This is a genomic window from Neptuniibacter sp. QD37_11 (assembly GCF_047778105.1).
Classification (GTDB): Bacteria; Pseudomonadota; Gammaproteobacteria; order Pseudomonadales; family Balneatricaceae; genus Neptuniibacter.
This window is the reverse complement of record NZ_CP180552.1, coordinates 938690-956634: the sequence shown is the minus strand read 5'-3', so window position 1 is coordinate 956634 and position 17945 is coordinate 938690. Positions and strand designations below refer to the sequence as shown.

Sequence of the window (17945 nt, the reverse complement as noted above, 5' to 3'; positions counted from 1 at the left end):
TTACTAGAGAAGCTTTTGAATGGCCTAGGCCTTGCTGATATCTGGATGAACAATCTCAGCGATATAGGAGGAAGGGATTATGTCTATTCATGACTGGCTTATTTATCAACTGGTTGATAGTCGCCATCAAGGCGGGATCGAGAGCCATATTCTTAACCTCACTCGCTGGTTAAACCAAAACGGTTACCGTAGCGAAGTTATCTTTATGCGAGATTTTGGCGCGCACCCTCTAAAAGATAAGTTAACTGAAGAGGGGCTCCCTTACAGATGTTTAAGTAGCTACCAAGAGCTGTATAAGCTACTCACTCACTCCCCCAGTATTTTGAACACCCATGGTTATAAAGCTGGGATTATTGGACGTATCTTCGGAAAGCTAACCTCAACACCGGTGATCTCCACTTTTCATTCTGGGGACCTGGGTAAAGGTAAATTAAGGTTTTATAGCTGGTTAGACTACAGCACATCTATCTTAGCTGACCGCGTGCTTAGCGTGAGTGATGAAATCTCTTCTCGATTGCCTATCACATCGCAACAGATCGCTAACTTTGTAGCCCCCGCCAAACTGCAAACAGAACGCGGTAAGGCTGTCGCTTTTGTCGGCCGACTCTCCGACGAAAAAGGGCCCGAAGCTTTTGCTCGAATTACAGAAAAATTACCTAAGGAACTCCCCTGCCATGTTTATGGCGATGGTCCACTCAAAACCGATTTAGAACGCGAGTACCCCCATCTCAACTTCTTTGGTCAGGTCGAGATGGATCAGCATTGGGATGATATAGGTCTGCTCTGCATTTCGAGTAAAAGTGAGGGCCTGCCTTTAGTAGCACTGGAGGCAATGAGTCGTGGTATCCCTGTAGCTAGTTATCGGTTAGGCGCTATTCCTGATCTGATCGAAGATCATAAATCCGGTTGGTTAGTGCAGGCAGGTGATGAAAACGCGCTCGGCAAAGTGATTGCAAACTGGTGGACCCAATCGGGTACAGAGAAAGCCGCCATGTCGATCGCAGCTCACCACAGAATCTGTAAGTACTACAGCGATAGCACTGTTATCCCTTCAATTTTAGAGATCTACGCACAAGCTGCACACCACAAAGGCTTCTTAAACCTTAAGTTCGACAGGAGGTCATTATGAGAAGTTTAGCTAGCAAAGCGTCAGCTGAAACACTGTTCTTCCCATTAATAACTTACTTAGCGGTGCTGAATGCACTGCTACCAGAAGTGATTCGAACGCTATTAAGTGAGCCGTTCAATGCTGCAGTATTTAATGGCTTAGGACATAGTTTTGTTGTTTGGGTTGTACTTTTTATCAGTTTAAGACTGACCTTAGAGGTACGTTTTAACAAGGTAAAAACGACGCCCATTTATATCTATGCGGGCATTCTTTTATGCGGATTACTATTGATTCCTAACGCCCTATTAAGTTGGCTGGTCGCCGCTACATCTGCATGGTTATGGTTACGCCACCCATTGCAGGAGAAACACAGAATTGCAGCCACGATCCTGTTTGCAATGGCAATTAGGGAGCCTTGCTGCCAGCTCAGTCTGACCTTATTTGCTAACCAAATCCTAACCTTCGATGCCTGGTTTAGCAGTCTGTTCTTACCCCTATTTCAGATTGAAGCTGCGGTTGCAGGAAATACGATCGTGCAAGCCAACGGCTTTAGCTTACTTGTCCTTACAGGTTGTTCAGCATTTACCAATATGTCTCTGGCGTTGCTGCTGTGGTTGACCCTGAGTTTATTAAAACATGGCGAACTTGAGCGAAGAGATATTAAACACGCCGTTATTTTAGCTCTAGTAGTGCTCACCATTAACGGGCTTCGTCTATCCGCCATGACGATCGATCACGACTGGTACAGTTTTTTACATGATGGGTTTGGCGCTACTGCCATCGAATTATTTACCTTTATCGTCACATTAATTTGCGTTCGTAGGAGAGATAACTATGAAAATGGCCATTCTACTTCCACTGGTTCTGATTTTATCCACCAGCTTCTCACTCGGTTTAAAAACATTAAAAACCATTAATGTCGGCACTCTTGAGGAGCAACCCGGGGCCGTTTCGCTAGATATCCCTTCGCTTAGATATTTAGGAACGATCGAGGCAGCTAACCAAGGCCCCTATAAAGTCAGTGGTTTTCAAGATCAGCAATGTGATGGCTCTATAGCCCTGCTTCCGTTATTCAGGAATGCCGAAGGCAGCCATATTCTGAAACGCCTGATTAAAGCTGAAGAGAATCGCTTTGGCGTTATTTTCCGAGGAAAGATCTACCCTGAGTTTCCACAACTGGATTACACCATCGACCGTATAAAAACTGGCGTGTCCAAGTTCATTTATTCCACTGAATCTAAAGCAACTGCTAAACCTGCGGTTTTAGCTTTTGTCGAAATTGGTGGTTGTCAGATTGCAGAAAAAGTAGCGCGTATCATTGTTTGATGCCGTTTTCATAATGCGAAAAATTATCAATTTGAGAGTCATTTTAAAAATGAGCAACGTTCACAGAAAGAATCGAAACCAAAAAAATCAATAAGTTATAGATAAAAAGATATGTGGAACGGCTCTTGCTGCAATATTAAAAGCTATATCAGTTAAACCTTAAATGCATGCAGGTATGGCGAGGAGGAGATATGAAACATCAAATAAGACGTATGGTGTTCACAGGAGTGATGATTTCTATCGCCCAGAATGCCTTCGCCGCTGAGGATGAAACAGATTCCTTAGTAAACATACAACTTGAAGAGGGATTACTCACCGAAGTCCAAACAGCACTGCCTGAGAGTACAGTGGCTAATCAGGAATTTTTGAATACATCCTATGATCCTAATTTAACCCTGCAAGAAGATGCTCATATCTCTATCACCTTCTTAGACGAAGGAGCCGGATATCGAAACTCTTTAGGTTATTTTACTTTTACCGATGATGCCTTTGATGGCTTAACCTTTGGTGACATAGATTTAGACGGATCAGGCCACATAGGTATCTCCGAGTTGCAGAACCTATCCGGTATAGAAACTGGGATGATATTTAACAATGTATCCGAAACAGGGGGAGGAGGTACCTTAAACGCGGGTGACACTGTGACATTAGGTGGTGCAGAAATAACCAATATTGATGGCACCTCTTTTGACATGGAAGGGGGCACAGTATTTGAAGCTGGTACGAATGTCGGTTTCTTCCTACTGCAAAATGCTTGGGATGGTAGTCAAGTCAAAGGGTGGGATTATACCAGTTCTGATCCTTTGACTATGTACACTATCGATTTCTTGAACCCTGAAAATGATAGCTTTGCAACCATCGATAACGCGGATGAGTACTCGCGTCATGTCGCGATGATGAGTAGCCTATCTGCTGAAGACGATATCATTTTAGGTTTTGAGGATCTGGTAAGGCCTTATGGCGATAATGACTTTAATGATGCGGTTTTCAGCATCAGAACAGACCCGGTAACCGCTTTATATGCGGACGTGCCTACCACAGAAACCGTGATCAGTTTGCAGGCAGCGCCTGCGCCTTCGCTGGGCGGCGGCAGTGCCGGTTTGTTAACAGCATTACTCTGCTTTTTCACTCTAAGACGTAAACCAACTAAATCAGCCTAGGCTGAATACTTCACCCCTAGCGACAACGGCCTACGGGCCGTTTTCGCATTTTGCGAATCAAAATTTAAAGATCAGCTTTTCTTGGCCTTACTCATCACAGTCTGACACCCCAAGTTAATACTAAGCAACTGAATTGAAAGGTTTTATCAAATATGGCCTGTAATTCGCTCCTTTCTTGAGTATCTGAATGAAAGGAGGCTTACCATGTTAAAACGTATAGCTAATTTACCCACCGCAGTTCAGCACAGTCTGATCTACGCTTCAGCCATCGCTCTCTCCAAAGGGCTGGCTTTAATCATGGTCCCCGTCTCCACCCACTTTTTAACCCCAGAGGATTATGGTCGTCTCGACGTACTACAAACCTTGGCTGATCTATTAAGTATCGTGATCGGTATGGGCTTGGCTGAAACGCTGTTTCGCTTTGCTGGCAGTGCCGACAATGAGATAGAAAAACGTAAAGCCAGTGCCAATATTTTTGGTATGGCGATCTGCCTTGGCACCTTGGCACTCATATTAGGCCAGCTGTTCGCAGGCCCTATCAGTCGCTTACTACCAGGGGATATTGCCGAACTGGATACGCGCCTGATTCTCGCCAGTTTATCTATGGTCGGTACCATTTTGATTCCACTAGCATGGCTGCGTATGTCTGGTATGGCTTGGTCGTATCTAATAGGAACCGCAGGTCGGGTGGCACTGCAGGTAGCGATTGCTGTACCTCTACTGTTTATGGGTTTCGGCGTAACAGGCGTACTTTGCGCGACACTCGCCTCTGCTATTTTGCTATGTAGCTGGCTGATCTGGAAGCAGTTAAAAGATACAGGTATTAACTTTGAATTCTCACGCTTTAAAACCTATTCCATTTACGGTGGCCCGCTAATCTTTGTTGGGATATCCGGTTTTGTATTAGGTAGCTTCGACCGCTGGATTTTGGCTGATGCAGTAGGTACCGCCGAGATGGCACAGTATGCCCTAGCTGCTAAATTCGGCCTGATTACAGCCGTGCTTATTCAGCCATTTGATCTATGGTGGCATGCCCGTCGTTTTAGTTGCCTTAAAGAAGACGATGGCAAAACTCGCTGCGCCAAAATCGGTAGTTTGGGTGTAGTTATCGCCATTAGCGCAGCACTGTTCATCGCTGCGGCAGGCCCAACCATGGTTCGCCTGCTAACCCCTTCCACCTATCACGACTCAATCGCTTTTATCCCTTGGCTAGCGGCCTTAGCGGCTGTGCATAACATGACCTCAACACTGGCCTTTGGCGCAATGAGTGAAAACACCACTGTTCGTCCGGCAATGATTGATGGCGCTGCTGCCATAATCGCTTTGATTGCTTACTTAACCCTGATTCCTATCTTCCATGCTTGGGGGGCAATTGCTGCCACATGTCTAGCGCTAGGTAGTCGCTTGGCAGCTACTTACTGGGTAAGTCAGCGATCATTAAAGCTGCCATACCAATTGCGCCGTCTGTTATTCACAGGTGCCGCAGGTGTTCTTTGCATCAGCCTTATTTCATCAGCGCCTTTAAGCTGGTTAGTGTTACTGCAAAACTGCGGAATCATAGTTGGTTTTATCGCCACAGCTACTGCAGTGGGACTGATCCCTATCCCGAATAAAGTTCTGAGTATGACGACTCAACTACTAAATAGGTCATAGCGATGAATCTTCGAGTAGAGGGCAATGGCTCACAAATCCTGGTAGCACTCACCTGTATCGGTTTGCTCACTGCGGCTTGGTATCTCATACCTCACCCCGCAGTCAGTGCTATTGCTCTGCTACCACTGATGGTTTTGATCGGTTTACGCCTGCCCTTCTTACTCTGCTTGGCATTTATCGCATTCTCTTTCTTTAGGTTGCATGAGGTTTTCCCTCAGTTATACCCACTAAAAATCCCGCAGTTACTTGCTATCGCAACCTTGGGCTCTCTTTCTATCAACCTTATTACAAAGCGAATACAAGTGTTCTGGTGTCGCGAGCAATCACTATTTATCTGTTTTTTCTTCTTAGTCGTTATCGGTGCCGTCTTAGCGACGAATCGAGATGCAGCGCTTAATTCTCTAACGGGGACTTATGTAAAAATTGCGCTAATGTTGATCGCGATTAGCTGGCTGCTAAGAGAGGAATCTCAATTTAAAGTGCTAATCATCAGCATGATGTTTTGCGGTATTGCGGTAGGCGTGGTGGCACTTTATAACAAGCAGATGGGACTAGAGATAGTTGAAGGTACTCGTGTCACTATTGGTCGCAGTATAGGTTCCATGCTGGGTGACCCTAATGACCTATCCCTCGTACTTTTATTTCCAGCCAGTTTTGCCCTAGCCAGCTTTATGACACCCGGATTTGGCAAAACCATAAAGCTACTCAGTTTATGCGCATTTCTCACCGTTTTTTGCGCCATTATCGCCACTCAAAGCCGCGGCGGCATGTTAGGCATTTGTGCCGTGGGCGCTGTGTTTGCCTGGTACAGAGTCAAAAACAAGATGCTGCTTATCGGAGCTGGCATTTGTGCGTTGAGTATTTTGTTTGTGCTGGCAGGTGTGAGTGATCGTGCGTCAGGCGGTTCCCACGAAGAGGGAATTGATGAATCAGCCATGGGACGAATCTACGCTTGGCAAGCAGCGATGGGCATGGCAATTCACCATCCTCTTACTGGCGTCGGTCTAAATAACTTTATCTCTAACTACTTTGAATACAGTCCTCACTGGGATGGTAAAAACCATGCGGTACACAGTACCTGGTTTGGCGTTATGGCCGAGACCGGCATTCTTGGTTTTATCCTGTTTATCGCCATCATCACCAGCATTGCCAAAATAAGCCTGACTACCGTTCAACATTTTCGCCCGAGACCCAATCAACCCTACTCGCCAGTTCTGTATGCCTGTGCTCAATCGGTTCAGGCTGGATTAGCGGGTTTCTGCGTTTCCGGCACCTTCCTGACGATGGGTTTTACTTGGCCTATCTATATTCTTTTATCTGTCGCTATCGCCCTGTCTCAATATCAAAAACGTCAATTAGCAAAGTGATTCGCATATTGCGAAAAGCGGATTAAACAGCCCACTCAAAACAACCTAAGCCATTGAATTAATTGCATTATAAATCTGGCACAAGTTCTGCAAAATCTAGATATAACTTAAAAAATCTGCAGGAGATTAGGTATGTGCGGAATAGTTGGCTCGATTAATCACAACGACATTGTCCCTGAGTTATTGCAAGGATTAAGTAACATCGAATATCGCGGATATGATTCTGCGGGAATATCGATCCTTGCACCTAATGGCATCACTACTGTGAAGCGTGAAGGGAAATTACAGCACCTCAAAAACCAACTCGATCAGATGGATCTATCCAGTTGTGCAGGGATTGGGCACACCCGTTGGGCAACTCACGGTAAACCCAACGAACTAAACGCGCATCCCCACTCTAATAATGATGTTGCCGTGGTTCATAATGGCATTATTGAAAATTACATCGATTTAAAACAGTGGCTGCAGAGTGAAGGCTTTGTCTTTCAAAGCCAGACCGATACTGAGGTAATCCCTCATCTCATCAGTCTTTTCTTACATCAAGGTTATGAACCTGAAAAAGCACTCAACCGTGCTCTATCCCATCTTCAAGGTGCTTTTGCTCTAGGTGTGCTTTTTAAAGGTGACGAAGAACATGTTTACGCGGCTCGCCGCGGTAGCCCTTTAGTAATAGGTCAAAGCGAACAAGGGATGAGCCTTGGTTCTGACTCCTTGGCATTAAGTGGATCACCTACGCATATCCTCTATCTGGAAGAAGGTGATCAAGCTTGCTTGGAGCGTGATGGTTTCAACCTAGTCGATGCTTCTGGTCGCACTATTAAACGTGAAATGCAGTTGTTCGAGGCAGAGGATCACACTCAGGACAAACAAAACCACCGTCATTACATGCATAAAGAGATCCACCAGCAAGCAGATAGTGTACGCAATACTTTCTATCACACACAAAGAGTACTACCCGAAGCACCGATAGATTTTAGCCAAGTCGACAGACTGAATATCATCGCCTGCGGTACCTCTTTTTATGCCGCAATGGTTGCGAAATACTGGTTTGAACGAATTGCGAAGTTGCCTGTTGATGTCGAAGTTGCATCCGAGTTTCGCTATCGCTCTCCCCTCTTGAGCAAGCAGGGCGCCTCTCTATTTATCTCTCAATCCGGCGAGACTGCGGATACCTTGGCCGCGCTGCGCTATGCCAAAGAGCAAGGACAAAAGACCATTAGTATTGTAAATGTTGCTGAAAGTACCATCGCCCGTGAAACAGACTTCAGTATGCAGACCCAAGCAGGCCCCGAAGTCGGCGTTGCTTCAACCAAAGCGTTTACTGCACAGTTAACGGTGTTAGCTACTTTGGCCGTTCGCGCCGCATACTGCCGCAAAATGATTGATCTAAGCGAAGCATCAAACTTGAGCATAGAGCTATCAACTATGCCATCTCAAGTCGATCTGGTTTTGCAGCAAGAATCCCTATTCGAGTCGATCGGCGCATCGATGCAAGATTGCCAAGACGCTTATTTTATCGGCCGTGGTTCTAACTTCCCTATCGCTTTGGAAGGCGCGCTTAAACTCAAAGAGATCAGCTATATCCATGCCGAAGGCTTTAGCGCAGGTGAGCTCAAACACGGGCCAATCGCCCTAATCGAAGAAGGCACGCCGGTGTTTGTTATCGCGCCTAACGACGAACTTCTGGATAAAACCAGAGCCAATATGGAAGAGGTCATGAGCCGTGGCGGTCGCTGTATTTTCTTAGGTGATTCCGAAAGCATACTTTCGCTACAAGACCTAGAAGTGGAATCCGTAACCCTACCTAATGCTCACTCGATTGTAACGCCTATTTTGTTCACCATCGCGTTGCAACTCATCGCTTATCACGCTGCGTTGGCGAAAGGAACCGACGTGGATCAACCTCGAAACCTAGCTAAATCGGTGACAGTAGAATGAACAAACTACAAGGGCTTAAACAGTGGGTTAAAGCAGGTAATCATCCACTGGCCCGTACTTTAAAAGCCTGTCATTACACCTTGCACAATTTCGAAATCCCGGCGGTAAATCTAGTGTTTAAACCGATTCGTATGGGGCACACATTATGTACTGGGTTTATCAGTGGGCTTGCACGGGTCTTTTATTGGACACCAATGTTTAAGACCCGCTTAAGCCAAGCTGGTCGCCAATTGTATCTCTACGGTGGCATGCCGCTTGTCCAAGGTAGCCTTAATATAAGCATGGGTGATCGCTGTCGTATCTCCGGCCAGACCACTTTCTCCGGCCGTTGGAGTGGAAAAGAAACACCACAATTAATTATCGGCAACAACGTGGGTATCGCATGGCAAACCACCATCGCTGTCGGTACCAAAGTTGTTCTGGAAGATAACGTCCGTATTGCAGGCCGAGGCTTTCTAGCGGGCTACCCTGGTCATCCTGTGGATCCAGAAGCTCGTGCCAAAGGGCTACCGGATACGGAAGATCAAATTGGTGACATCATCCTTCGTAAAAATGTTTGGCTCGGTTCTGGAGTCACTGTAATGAAAGGGGTCACGATTGGTGAAGGTACTATCGTCGCTGCTGGAAGTGTGGTGACTCAAGACTTACCACCTTTTGTGATTGCAGCCGGCGTACCAGCAAAAGTGATCAAACCGCTATCTCGACCTAAACCATGCAAAGTAGCGTAAAGGAGAGATCACATGAATATCGATCTATTAGTTTTTGGTGAGGACTGGGGTGGACACCCTAGTAGCACCCAGCATTTGATGAAGCACCTTTTAGCCGATAATGAAGTGCTATGGGTAAACTCCTTAGGCTTAAGAAGACCTAGGCTGAATCTGCGTGATATGAGCCGCATCTGGAATAAGCTCAAGGCTTTACTGCAGGCTCCTAAGCCTAAGTTATCTGGCGCACACCCCAGCTTGGTAAATCCTATGGCATTACCGTTTCCGGGTAGTTCTCTTGCGAGAACAGTGAATAAAGAGTTACTCACCAACAAACTTCGCCCTTATCTGAAGGATCAAAGCGAAGCTCCAATTTTGTGGACTTCACTCCCCTCAGCAGTAGATGTTGTAGGCAAAATGGGCGAACGCGCGGCCATCTATTATTGTGGTGATGACTTTTCGGCCTTAGATGGTGTGGACCATGCACCAGTCGCCAAAATGGAACAGGAGTTAGTTGAAAAATGTCAGCTAATTATTGCCGCAAGCCCTAAGCTGGCCGAGAAGTTCCCAGCAGGAAAAACTTTGGTATTACCCCATGGGGTCGATTGCGAGATGTTCGGCAAACCCGCAGAACGTGCATCCGACCTTCCTGATGGTCCTGTCGCTGGATTTTATGGTGCGCTAGCAGGCTGGTTTGACCAAGAGCTTTACATTGAAGTCGCTAAGCGCCTACCCCACTGGACCTTCGTGTTGATCGGCCCAGCACACACCGATATCAGTGTACTGTTAAAACAGCCCAATATTGTTTGGTTAGGCCCTAAACCTCATCATGAGCTGCCTCACTATAGTCAGCATTGGGATGTTGGTTTGCTGCCCTTCCTTCGTAATGAACAAATCGAAGCCTGCAATCCGCTGAAATTACGAGAATATCTTGCAGCAGGCTCTCCAGTGGTAAGTACTGATTTCCCTGCGCTAGACGGTTATCGAGATCTCGTAAAAGTAAGCAATGCGGCTGATGGTTTTGCTGCGGCTATCGAAGAGATAGGTAACACAGAAAAGCACAGAGAACTGATGAAAGAGATCCGCCGCAATCGTGTAAACCGCGAAAGCTGGACTCAACGTGCTGAGGACTTAAAAGAGATGCTTAATGATCTTTAATAAATCACCATTATTCAGGGGAATAGATCATCGCATCTAATTCCCCTGAAAAAGAGAATCGTCAGATTAGACGATTCTAAGAATTTCCCAATATTGTGAACCGGAGACAATATAAGGCTCTAGTTCCTTACTCCACGTCTTGTGAGCTTCTATATCCCCTAATTTTTGCCAAGACTCATCGAGTTCGGTTAATCCCGAGATCACCACTTCAGAAATTACAACAGACTCTTTGGCACCTACAGACCCTGTGACAATTCTTACTTTGTCAGAGGTCCATCCTATTTGACTGCCAATCTCTTCAAACCACCGAGACAATGAATCAATCACTGTTTGTTTGTGTCCAAACCTCGCATCTATATGCCATCTTGCAAGCATCATACTCCTTCCCTCCTTTAGAAAAGGCTCCATAGAACGGCGAGTTAAATTTTTTTGATATTTAACTATCCGACGGACGATCACAAACCTTCCTAATACACACAAACAATAGTGCCTGATAGGATTTTCAGCGAGAAATGGACAGCAATCTCTTCGGAATTATTTTCATAGTGAGAAGCGACCCATAGGCAGTGGCCATTTTAAAGTTCAACTTTAATAACTGAAGGAATTTGCCAGTAAAAAATAACGCTTATGTTAATGGCATAAGCTATGTTTAACGGGACAATCTAACGTTGGCTTTTATAACCATTACAGCCCTATAACCTGCCCTGCCGAGACAATTTTATGAATTCGATCCCTTCCTCAGTCGTCATCAGCGGTTTCGGTCTTTGGACCCCTGAATACAGTATCAGCAACGAAGAATTAGTAGAGGCCTATAACCAATACGCCGATAACTATAACCAGCAAAATGCCGAAGAGATCGCTGCTGGTAAGTACGAAGCTAAGCCTTTATCTAATGCCGAATTTATCGAAAAGGCGTCAGGTATTAAAAGCAGATTTGTCTACCGCAAAGAAGGCGCGCTTGATCCAGAAAGAATGCGCCCTTACATTGAGCCACGGGATAATGATCAGCTTTCCCATCAAGCAGAAATGGCCGTAGCAGCCGCGAAAAAAGCACTCGCAAAAGCGAATAAAAACGCGGCTGATATTGATGCTGTGATTGTTGCTTGCTCCTATACCGAAAGAGCTTACCCAGCTATTTCGATCGAGGTTCAGCAAGCATTGGGGATTCAGGGCTTTGCCTTTGATATGTTGGTTGCATGCTCTTCTGCCACATTTGCCTTGCAACGAGGCTATGAGATGTTAACCGCTGGGACTGCAAAAGCTGTTTTGATCATCAATCCAGAATTAACATCACCTCAGAATAACTGGCGCGATAGAGACAGCCATTTCATTTTTGGTGATATCTCTGTCGCTACCGTAATGGAGAATGCCGACAGCTGCACTTCAGAAGAAAGTTACGATGTACTAAGTACCAAATCCGTGACGCTTTTCTCCAACAATATTCGCTCTAATTTTGGTTACCTTGCCTACACCAATGATAGTGATCCCTTCGGGCAGGATAAGTTCTTTATTCAACATGGAAGAAAGGTGTTTAAAGAGGTCTGTCCTATGGCCGTAGAACACCTCTCGACCCAGCTCGCGTCTTTGGGGATTGAAAACCAGCAAGTCACCCGCTGGTGGCTTCATCAGGCCAATATCAATATGAATCAACTGATCGGTAAAAAACTATTAGGGCGAGAAGCATCGCAAGAGGAAGCGCCGATCATCTTAGATCAATATGCCAATACAGCCTCTGCCGGCTCACTTATCGCATTCAACCTATACCAATCCGACCTAAAGAAAGGTGATTTAGGCGTTATCTGTTCCTTTGGCGCAGGCTATTCCATCGGTAGCTTAGTGATTAGAAAGCGCTAATTTCGCAAAAGATACCGCCTCTGAAAGATCTCTCAAGCTTATTCTCATTTTGAGAATCAGCTTGAGAAAAACCTCAAAAAGCCTAGTTCACCCCGTATAAATAGCCCTCTCCACAAACAACGAAACCCTAGTATTCATGGGGCTTGCAGATCATTTCATTTAGGTTGGCCTGAAAGCTGCAATTTCTTGAGCAATAACAAAATTTTGCTCAGGAGATAGACCATGCGCTCTAAGTTCATTGCAACCACCCTGTTTACTTGCAGCCTTTTTTCACTAACAGGATGTACTGCAGCACTAAAAACCATGGATATAGGTTTTTTAGGCTCCGAAGACGCACCTGTAGCAGAAGAAAGCATCAGCGTAGACCAACTTCTCTCCCGTGCCCGCGGCGAGAAAGGTTACGCAGATAACCACGTCCCTCGTGAACTTGTTTTGCACTTCGCAGATGACACCGTGGCATTAGATGAGAAACAAAAAGATAACCTCAACGAATATGCCAATGCCCAGCCTTCAAAACTCAGTATCGAATGCTCACCGAGTGAAAGTGCGGATCGGTTTGTAGCGGTCGGTGTAGGTATCAACCGTTGTAACGCTGTGAGTAACTTTCTGGAAAAGCGCGCCAAGAAAACCGATATGCGCTTATCCCCTTCATTAGCGCCAAATCAGGTGCTGATCAAAAAAACCAATAACCTAACGGTAGCTAACCATGATTCGTAGCGCATTAGTCAAAAACATCGCGTCCATCCTATGGGCGGGATGGAGGCGTCGCTATTTAATCGCGCTGCCTATTTTGCTTATGCCATTTATTGGTTTGGCGATCGGTATTCTGTCGCCTAAAAAATATGAAACAACCACCACGATCTTGTTTCAAGAAGCCTCTGAACATAACCCATTTCTCGAGGATCTATCGATCGCGACTAACCTTCGCCATCGAATGGAAGCACTCAACGCTCTTCTACATAGCCGCCATATTCTTGCGGGCGTCGCTTGGCAGCGAGAGATGATTACCGAAGAGATGGATGAGAAAGAGAAAGCCTACATCATCGGTGAGCTATCTAAATCGCTTAGCGCAAAATTGGTTGGCGACAACCTGATTAAGATCTCCTACAAAGCCGAAGACAAAACACATATGAAAGAGACGTTGTCTGTTGTCAGTATGCGTTTTGTCGAGCGCGTGCTTGCTCCGCAGCGTTCATCAATCGTTCAATCAGAAACGTTCCTAGCAAAAGAATTAGAGACCCGAAAAGCCGATCTGCAAACAGCAGAAAAAGCCTTAGCCGAATATAAAAATGAGTTCGCCAGCGAGCTACCCGCACTGCATGGTGCTAATGTGGCGCGCTTATCCAATCTAAAAGCCTATATAGCTGAACGCCGCATCGAGCTTGAAGGCGCTAAAGCAGCTCAAGCAAGCCTAGCGTTACGCCTATCACAAACGAACCCAGTGGTCGGCAAGATTGAGGAAGCCATCATCAACGTGATGGCCGAGTTAACACAGCTTCGTGCGCGGTACACCGACGAACATAGCCAAGTACAGCATGTGCTTGCGCAGTTACAGTCTTTGGAAAGAGAACGCAGTCGCATTTTGGAGAGCATGAAAGCTCTCAACCAAGGCGACCTCAATAAAGTAAAACTTGAACGCCTTTGGGCGATCGCCACTACCGCAACGACCAATGAATCAGAGCAAGGTGGTAATCAACACCCACTTCTTATTTCCCAGTTAGAGCGCCTACAGCAAGCCGACGACCATATTGAACGATTAAGCAAAGAGGTTAGCTCCTTAACTACAGAGATAGAAAACCTACAAAACCGTGTGAGTGGCTATGGCCAGCACGAGCGTCGTTTAAAAGAACTGGAGCGCGACATTCAGGTTCGCCAAAAAATCTATGAAGACTTAGCCGAACGTCATGAGATGGCCAGAGTCACTCGATCACTTGGTAAGAATGAAGAGAATGAACGCGTAAAACTGATCGATCCACCTTTTGAACCTTTGGCACCTATCAACCTTCCCCTTATCGCCTTTGTTATTGCCGGCGTTGTTGCGGGCATCGGACTGGGTTTTGGGCTCGCTGTAATCGCAGAAGTCCTCGATACCACCGTTCGCCGCAAAGACACCTTAACTGAGATGTTAAGTGTCCCTGTGCTCGTTCGAATTCCGCCGCTTGAGAAAGATTTAAACGCTATAGCATTGCAGGAGAGTACATCGTGAATACAGTAATCGTACAAATCGTCCAACACCTCCGCCCCGGTGGAATCGAGACCATGGCTTTAGACCTGTTAAACCAACTAAGCAATAAAGCCGATGTCTATATTTTTAGCTTAGAAGGCAGTTATGAAGAAGCGGTAAGAGAGTGGCCAAGACTGGAACAATATCGATCTCAACTGCAGTTTTTCCACAAAAAAGAGGGCATTAGTCCACGCTTATTTTTGCGATTAAAAAACGCATTAAAAAAGATCAACGCTACCGCTATTCATACTCATCATATCGGTCCTCTATTTTATGGCGGCATAGCGGCCAAATTATTAAAACTTCCTCATGTCCATACAGAACATGATGCATGGCACCTTAATGCATCTGCGAATAAACGCTTGCAGGATTATTTAATCCGATCGCTGACATTTAAGCTGGTTGCCGATTGCGAAGCAGTCGCTAACGAACTGTTACACCACTTCCCAAATAGTCGCCCTGATATTATTCAAAATGGCGTGGATACGACGCATTTCTGTCCACCAACACAAATTGAAAAGTTAAAAAGCCGTAAGCGCTTAAACCTCCCGATACAAGGAACTTTGCTAGGTTGCGCCGCAAGATTAGAAGCCGTAAAAGGCCATGAGTTATTGCTCAAATCCTTAAGCAACACCCATGCTAATTTATCCTTGGTCTTAGCTGGCGATGGTTCTCTGCTCAATCACCTGAAAACTGTTGCCTATGATCTGGGCATCAATGATCGTGTGTTTTTTCTAGGACACTTAGATGACACCCTTCCCTTCTACCACGCGATCGATATTTTCTGCCTTTCATCGCTTAACGAAGGTTTACCTCTTTCCCCATTGGAAGCTCAGGCGTGTGGTGTCCCTGTCATTGTGACCGATGTTGGAGGCTGTAAAACCATTGTTTGCCCAGACTCTGGAGATCTGATTCCTCCTGGCAGCCGTGTCGCACTTCAGCATGCCATTTTACGTCAGTATCTGATGCCTAAACGTCACAGTCCACGCGAGTTCGTGTTGAAAAAAGGCAACCTACATAAAACCGCTGACGCTTACTTCCAGCTACTGTCACAACCAAAGGAGGCTTAAAATGATTATCTTTTTATTGAGCCTATTTGCGCTAAGTTGGGTCTTAATTATCTATCACCATATCGCTTATCCTCTGATCATGAATCAGCTGAATAAGAGAGCTCCTTCGTCACAAGAAAAGGATATAGCTGATCCAAATTACAGAAGCCTATGTATCTTTGTACCAGCCTACAATGAAGCTGACTTCATTGCGGATAAGCTTAGAAACATCGCCAGTTTGGATTACCCAAGCGACAAATTGCAGGTCATTATCGCCTGTGATGGCTGCAAGGATAGAACAGCAGACATCGCTCGCGAGGCTCTAGAAGCCCCTGAGTTGGCTCACTTAAATGTCAATATCCTGAACTTCCGCAAAAACCACGGAAAAGTAGCACTGATCAACCAGATCATTCCAAATATTGATGCTGACATCGTGGCGTTAAGTGATGCTTCGGCGTTGATCTCATTTGATGCGTTAAAGCTGGTTAATCGCCACTTTGATGATCCTAAAACCGGTTTTGTTGCAGCTACCTACAAACTCTTATCTCCGGGTAGTGAGGGTGAAAAGCAGTACTGGAACTATCAAACTCAGCTCAAGCAAGGTGAAGCGAGTATTGGTAGCGCAATTGGTGTACATGGCGCTCTGTATTTTATACGCCAAGACCTATTTACTCCGCTTCAGGCCGATACGATCAATGATGATTTTATTCTGCCTATGCAGATTATCGAGCAGGGTTATGAGGGTAAATATGACTGTGACCTAATCGGTCTGGAATTAGAAGCATCCTCCCTCGATATGGATCATAAACGTCGCATCCGTATCGCCGCAGGCAACCTACAGCAAGTTCTTAGATTGAGTAAGTTACTTTCACCAAGCTTCGGCGGCACAGCCTTCAGTTTCTTTTCCGGAAAAGTGCTAAGAGGCCTGATGCCACTGATCTTGCTCGCTCAGTTTGTACTCTGTGGTTTGCTAGCGCTCTATCTAGATGCTTTTGCCATTTTCACTGTGCTACAACTGCTAGGCATTGCGCTGGCACGCTTATCCACACTGATTCCGGAAAACAAAACTCCAACTCATATCTTATATAAACCTTTCAAACTCGGATTTTATGTCATTAACGGTTACTACAACGGTCTTACTGGATGTCTGCGCTACATAGCTGGTTTAGAAAAAGGCCATTGGAAATCAGTTAGAAATTAATGTCGTATAAGGAGAGATCATCATGAACAGTTATATTCCAACACCTGTGATTTTTGCAAAGCGTTTAATGGATATAGTGGTTGCGACAACCGGACTGATTATTTGTCTGCTTCTCTACCCTTTTATCGCTCTGGCAACCTATATCAGCTCACCAGGGCCGATCTTGTTCAAACAGCTCCGTATTGGTCATGCTAACGGCGAGAAAACAGAACTCTTCTGGATGTATAAGTTCCGCACTATGCGTTTAGATGCAGAAGCCGTTTCCGGCGCAACCTGGGCAACAGAAGATGACCCTAGAGTCACAACAGTCGGCCGCTTCCTTCGCAAGACTCGACTGGATGAACTACCGCAGTTTTTTAATGTTCTTAAAGGCGATATGTCATTGATTGGACCACGTCCAGAGCGCCCAGGCTTTTATCAAAAATTAGAACACGCAATTCCATTTTTTGCTGAACGTACATGGGGAATTAAACCGGGAATTACAGGTCTCGCTCAAGTTAACCAAGGTTATGACCGAAACATTGATGATGTGCGCTCCAAGGTTGCCTTCGATCATGCCTATGCCCTCAGCCTTGGAAGCTTAGTGGGCTGGCTCCGTTCGGATTTCGGCATCATGTTTAAAACCCTGATTGTGATGGTGAGCGGACGAGGGCAGTAACAGTGAAAAAGGGTCGTAGCTCAGAGCGAGTCTAAATAGATAGCTCTGAGCTCATCCAAGCCCAGAAATACAACACTCAAAATACGTTTTACAATTTGATTCGCAAAATGAGAATAGCAAACTACATTCTCATTTCACACGAACCATAAATTCATTAAACCCTTACAGATCAAAATCTTACCTCTCTGGCATAGGTATTGCTCCTTCTTAGTCATAACCGACATAAGGAGAATCGTTATGCCAACTTTAGAAACCGTACAAAATGAACTACATCTAGAGATTGAAGGATCATTAGATGCTCTTGCCGTAGAGATTCTTCGACCAAAATTCGATGAATTAATTCAGGATCAATCTGACGTAGTCCTTAACTTAGGAAAAATCGAATTTATCGATTCTTCCGGTATTGGCGCCATCGTTTTCCTCTTCAAACGCTTACGCTCCAAAGAACGCAAGCTTAGCCTTTGCGGTGTACATGGTCAGCCTTTAGAGCTGCTTAAGCACCTTCGTATTGATCAATCGATCACTGTTCAGGACTGAGGCCAGAA

At 45.5% G+C, this 17945-nt stretch carries 17 protein-coding genes; 16 read left to right on the top strand and 1 reads right to left on the bottom strand.

The features are described from left to right. The first annotated feature begins 79 nt into the window (after nucleotides 1-79). The 9 genes from ACMXYT_RS04225 to ACMXYT_RS04185 all read left to right on the top strand — a co-directional run bounded on the left by ACMXYT_RS04225 (nucleotide 80) and on the right by ACMXYT_RS04185 (nucleotide 10414). Nucleotides 80-1129 carry a glycosyltransferase family 4 protein gene (locus tag ACMXYT_RS04225; RefSeq protein WP_415911902.1) on the top strand — a complete coding sequence of 350 codons (1050 nt, stop codon included), beginning with the start codon at nucleotides 80-82 and terminating at the stop codon, nucleotides 1127-1129. Next, nucleotides 1126-2025, top strand: coding sequence for a hypothetical protein (locus ACMXYT_RS04220; RefSeq protein ID WP_415911901.1), 900 nt, complete (start codon nucleotides 1126-1128; stop codon nucleotides 2023-2025). The genes ACMXYT_RS04225 and ACMXYT_RS04220 overlap by 4 nt, the downstream gene beginning before the upstream one ends. Beyond that, a complete protein-coding gene (locus ACMXYT_RS04215) occupies nucleotides 1943-2434 on the top strand; it encodes a hypothetical protein (protein ID WP_415911900.1) in 492 nt (163 codons plus the stop codon). The genes ACMXYT_RS04220 and ACMXYT_RS04215 overlap by 83 nt, the downstream gene beginning before the upstream one ends. A 191-nt stretch (nucleotides 2435-2625) precedes the next feature. Beyond that, entirely contained in the window at nucleotides 2626-3594 is a 969-nt protein-coding gene (locus ACMXYT_RS04210) for a DUF4114 domain-containing protein (protein ID WP_415911899.1), read from the top strand. Between the two features lie 204 nt (nucleotides 3595-3798). Next, nucleotides 3799-5247 (top strand): lipopolysaccharide biosynthesis protein, encoded by a 1449-nt coding sequence (locus ACMXYT_RS04205; RefSeq protein ID WP_415911898.1) that lies wholly within the window; start codon nucleotides 3799-3801, stop codon nucleotides 5245-5247. A 2-nt stretch (nucleotides 5248-5249) separates the two neighbouring features. Beyond that, complete coding sequence (locus ACMXYT_RS04200) at nucleotides 5250-6614, top strand: O-antigen ligase family protein (protein ID WP_415911897.1); 1365 nt, start codon at nucleotides 5250-5252, stop codon at nucleotides 6612-6614. A 132-nt stretch (nucleotides 6615-6746) separates the two neighbouring features. Then, nucleotides 6747-8552 (top strand): glutamine--fructose-6-phosphate transaminase (isomerizing), encoded by a 1806-nt coding sequence (gene glmS / locus ACMXYT_RS04195; protein ID WP_415911896.1) that lies wholly within the window; start codon nucleotides 6747-6749, stop codon nucleotides 8550-8552. Further along, nucleotides 8549-9280, top strand: a complete 732-nt coding sequence (locus ACMXYT_RS04190; RefSeq protein WP_415911895.1) for an acyltransferase — start codon at nucleotides 8549-8551, stop codon at nucleotides 9278-9280. The genes glmS and ACMXYT_RS04190 overlap by 4 nt, the downstream gene beginning before the upstream one ends. Before the next feature lie 12 nt (nucleotides 9281-9292). After that, on the top strand, nucleotides 9293-10414 hold the full coding sequence (locus ACMXYT_RS04185) for a glycosyltransferase (protein WP_415911894.1): 1122 nt from the start codon (nucleotides 9293-9295) through the stop codon (nucleotides 10412-10414). A gap of 66 nt (nucleotides 10415-10480) precedes the next feature. Here ACMXYT_RS04185 and ACMXYT_RS04180 read toward each other — a convergent pair whose 3' ends face one another. Beyond that, nucleotides 10481-10792 (bottom strand): hypothetical protein, encoded by a 312-nt coding sequence (locus ACMXYT_RS04180; protein WP_415893695.1) that lies wholly within the window; start codon nucleotides 10790-10792, stop codon nucleotides 10481-10483. 342 nt (nucleotides 10793-11134) lie between these two features. On the opposite strand from ACMXYT_RS04180, the gene ACMXYT_RS04175 reads away from it, so the two are divergent. The 7 genes from ACMXYT_RS04175 to ACMXYT_RS04145 all read left to right on the top strand — a co-directional run bounded on the left by ACMXYT_RS04175 (nucleotide 11135) and on the right by ACMXYT_RS04145 (nucleotide 17937). Further along, nucleotides 11135-12268: a beta-ketoacyl-ACP synthase III gene (locus ACMXYT_RS04175; RefSeq protein WP_415905338.1), complete on the top strand. Its 1134-nt coding sequence runs from the start codon at nucleotides 11135-11137 to the stop codon at nucleotides 12266-12268. Nucleotides 12269-12490: 222 nt separating this feature from the next. After that, the gene (locus ACMXYT_RS04170) at nucleotides 12491-12985 is read left to right on the top strand and encodes a hypothetical protein (protein ID WP_415911893.1); all 495 of its coding nucleotides are present in this window, start codon (nucleotides 12491-12493) and stop codon (nucleotides 12983-12985) included. Continuing rightward, on the top strand, nucleotides 12975-14474 hold the full coding sequence (locus ACMXYT_RS04165) for a GumC family protein (RefSeq protein WP_415911892.1): 1500 nt from the start codon (nucleotides 12975-12977) through the stop codon (nucleotides 14472-14474). The genes ACMXYT_RS04170 and ACMXYT_RS04165 overlap by 11 nt, the downstream gene beginning before the upstream one ends. After that, entirely contained in the window at nucleotides 14471-15562 is a 1092-nt protein-coding gene (locus ACMXYT_RS04160; RefSeq protein ID WP_415911891.1) for a glycosyltransferase, read from the top strand. Before ACMXYT_RS04165 ends, ACMXYT_RS04160 begins: the two co-directional genes overlap by 4 nt. A 1-nt stretch (nucleotide 15563) precedes the next feature. Then, nucleotides 15564-16742 (top strand): glycosyltransferase family 2 protein, encoded by a 1179-nt coding sequence (locus ACMXYT_RS04155; RefSeq protein WP_415911890.1) that lies wholly within the window; start codon nucleotides 15564-15566, stop codon nucleotides 16740-16742. A 22-nt stretch (nucleotides 16743-16764) separates the two neighbouring features. After that, complete coding sequence (locus ACMXYT_RS04150; RefSeq protein ID WP_415911889.1) at nucleotides 16765-17400, top strand: sugar transferase; 636 nt, start codon at nucleotides 16765-16767, stop codon at nucleotides 17398-17400. 237 nt (nucleotides 17401-17637) lie between these two features. Continuing rightward, the gene (locus ACMXYT_RS04145; RefSeq protein WP_415890550.1) at nucleotides 17638-17937 is read left to right on the top strand and encodes an STAS domain-containing protein; all 300 of its coding nucleotides are present in this window, start codon (nucleotides 17638-17640) and stop codon (nucleotides 17935-17937) included. The last annotated feature ends 8 nt before the right edge of the window (nucleotides 17938-17945 follow it).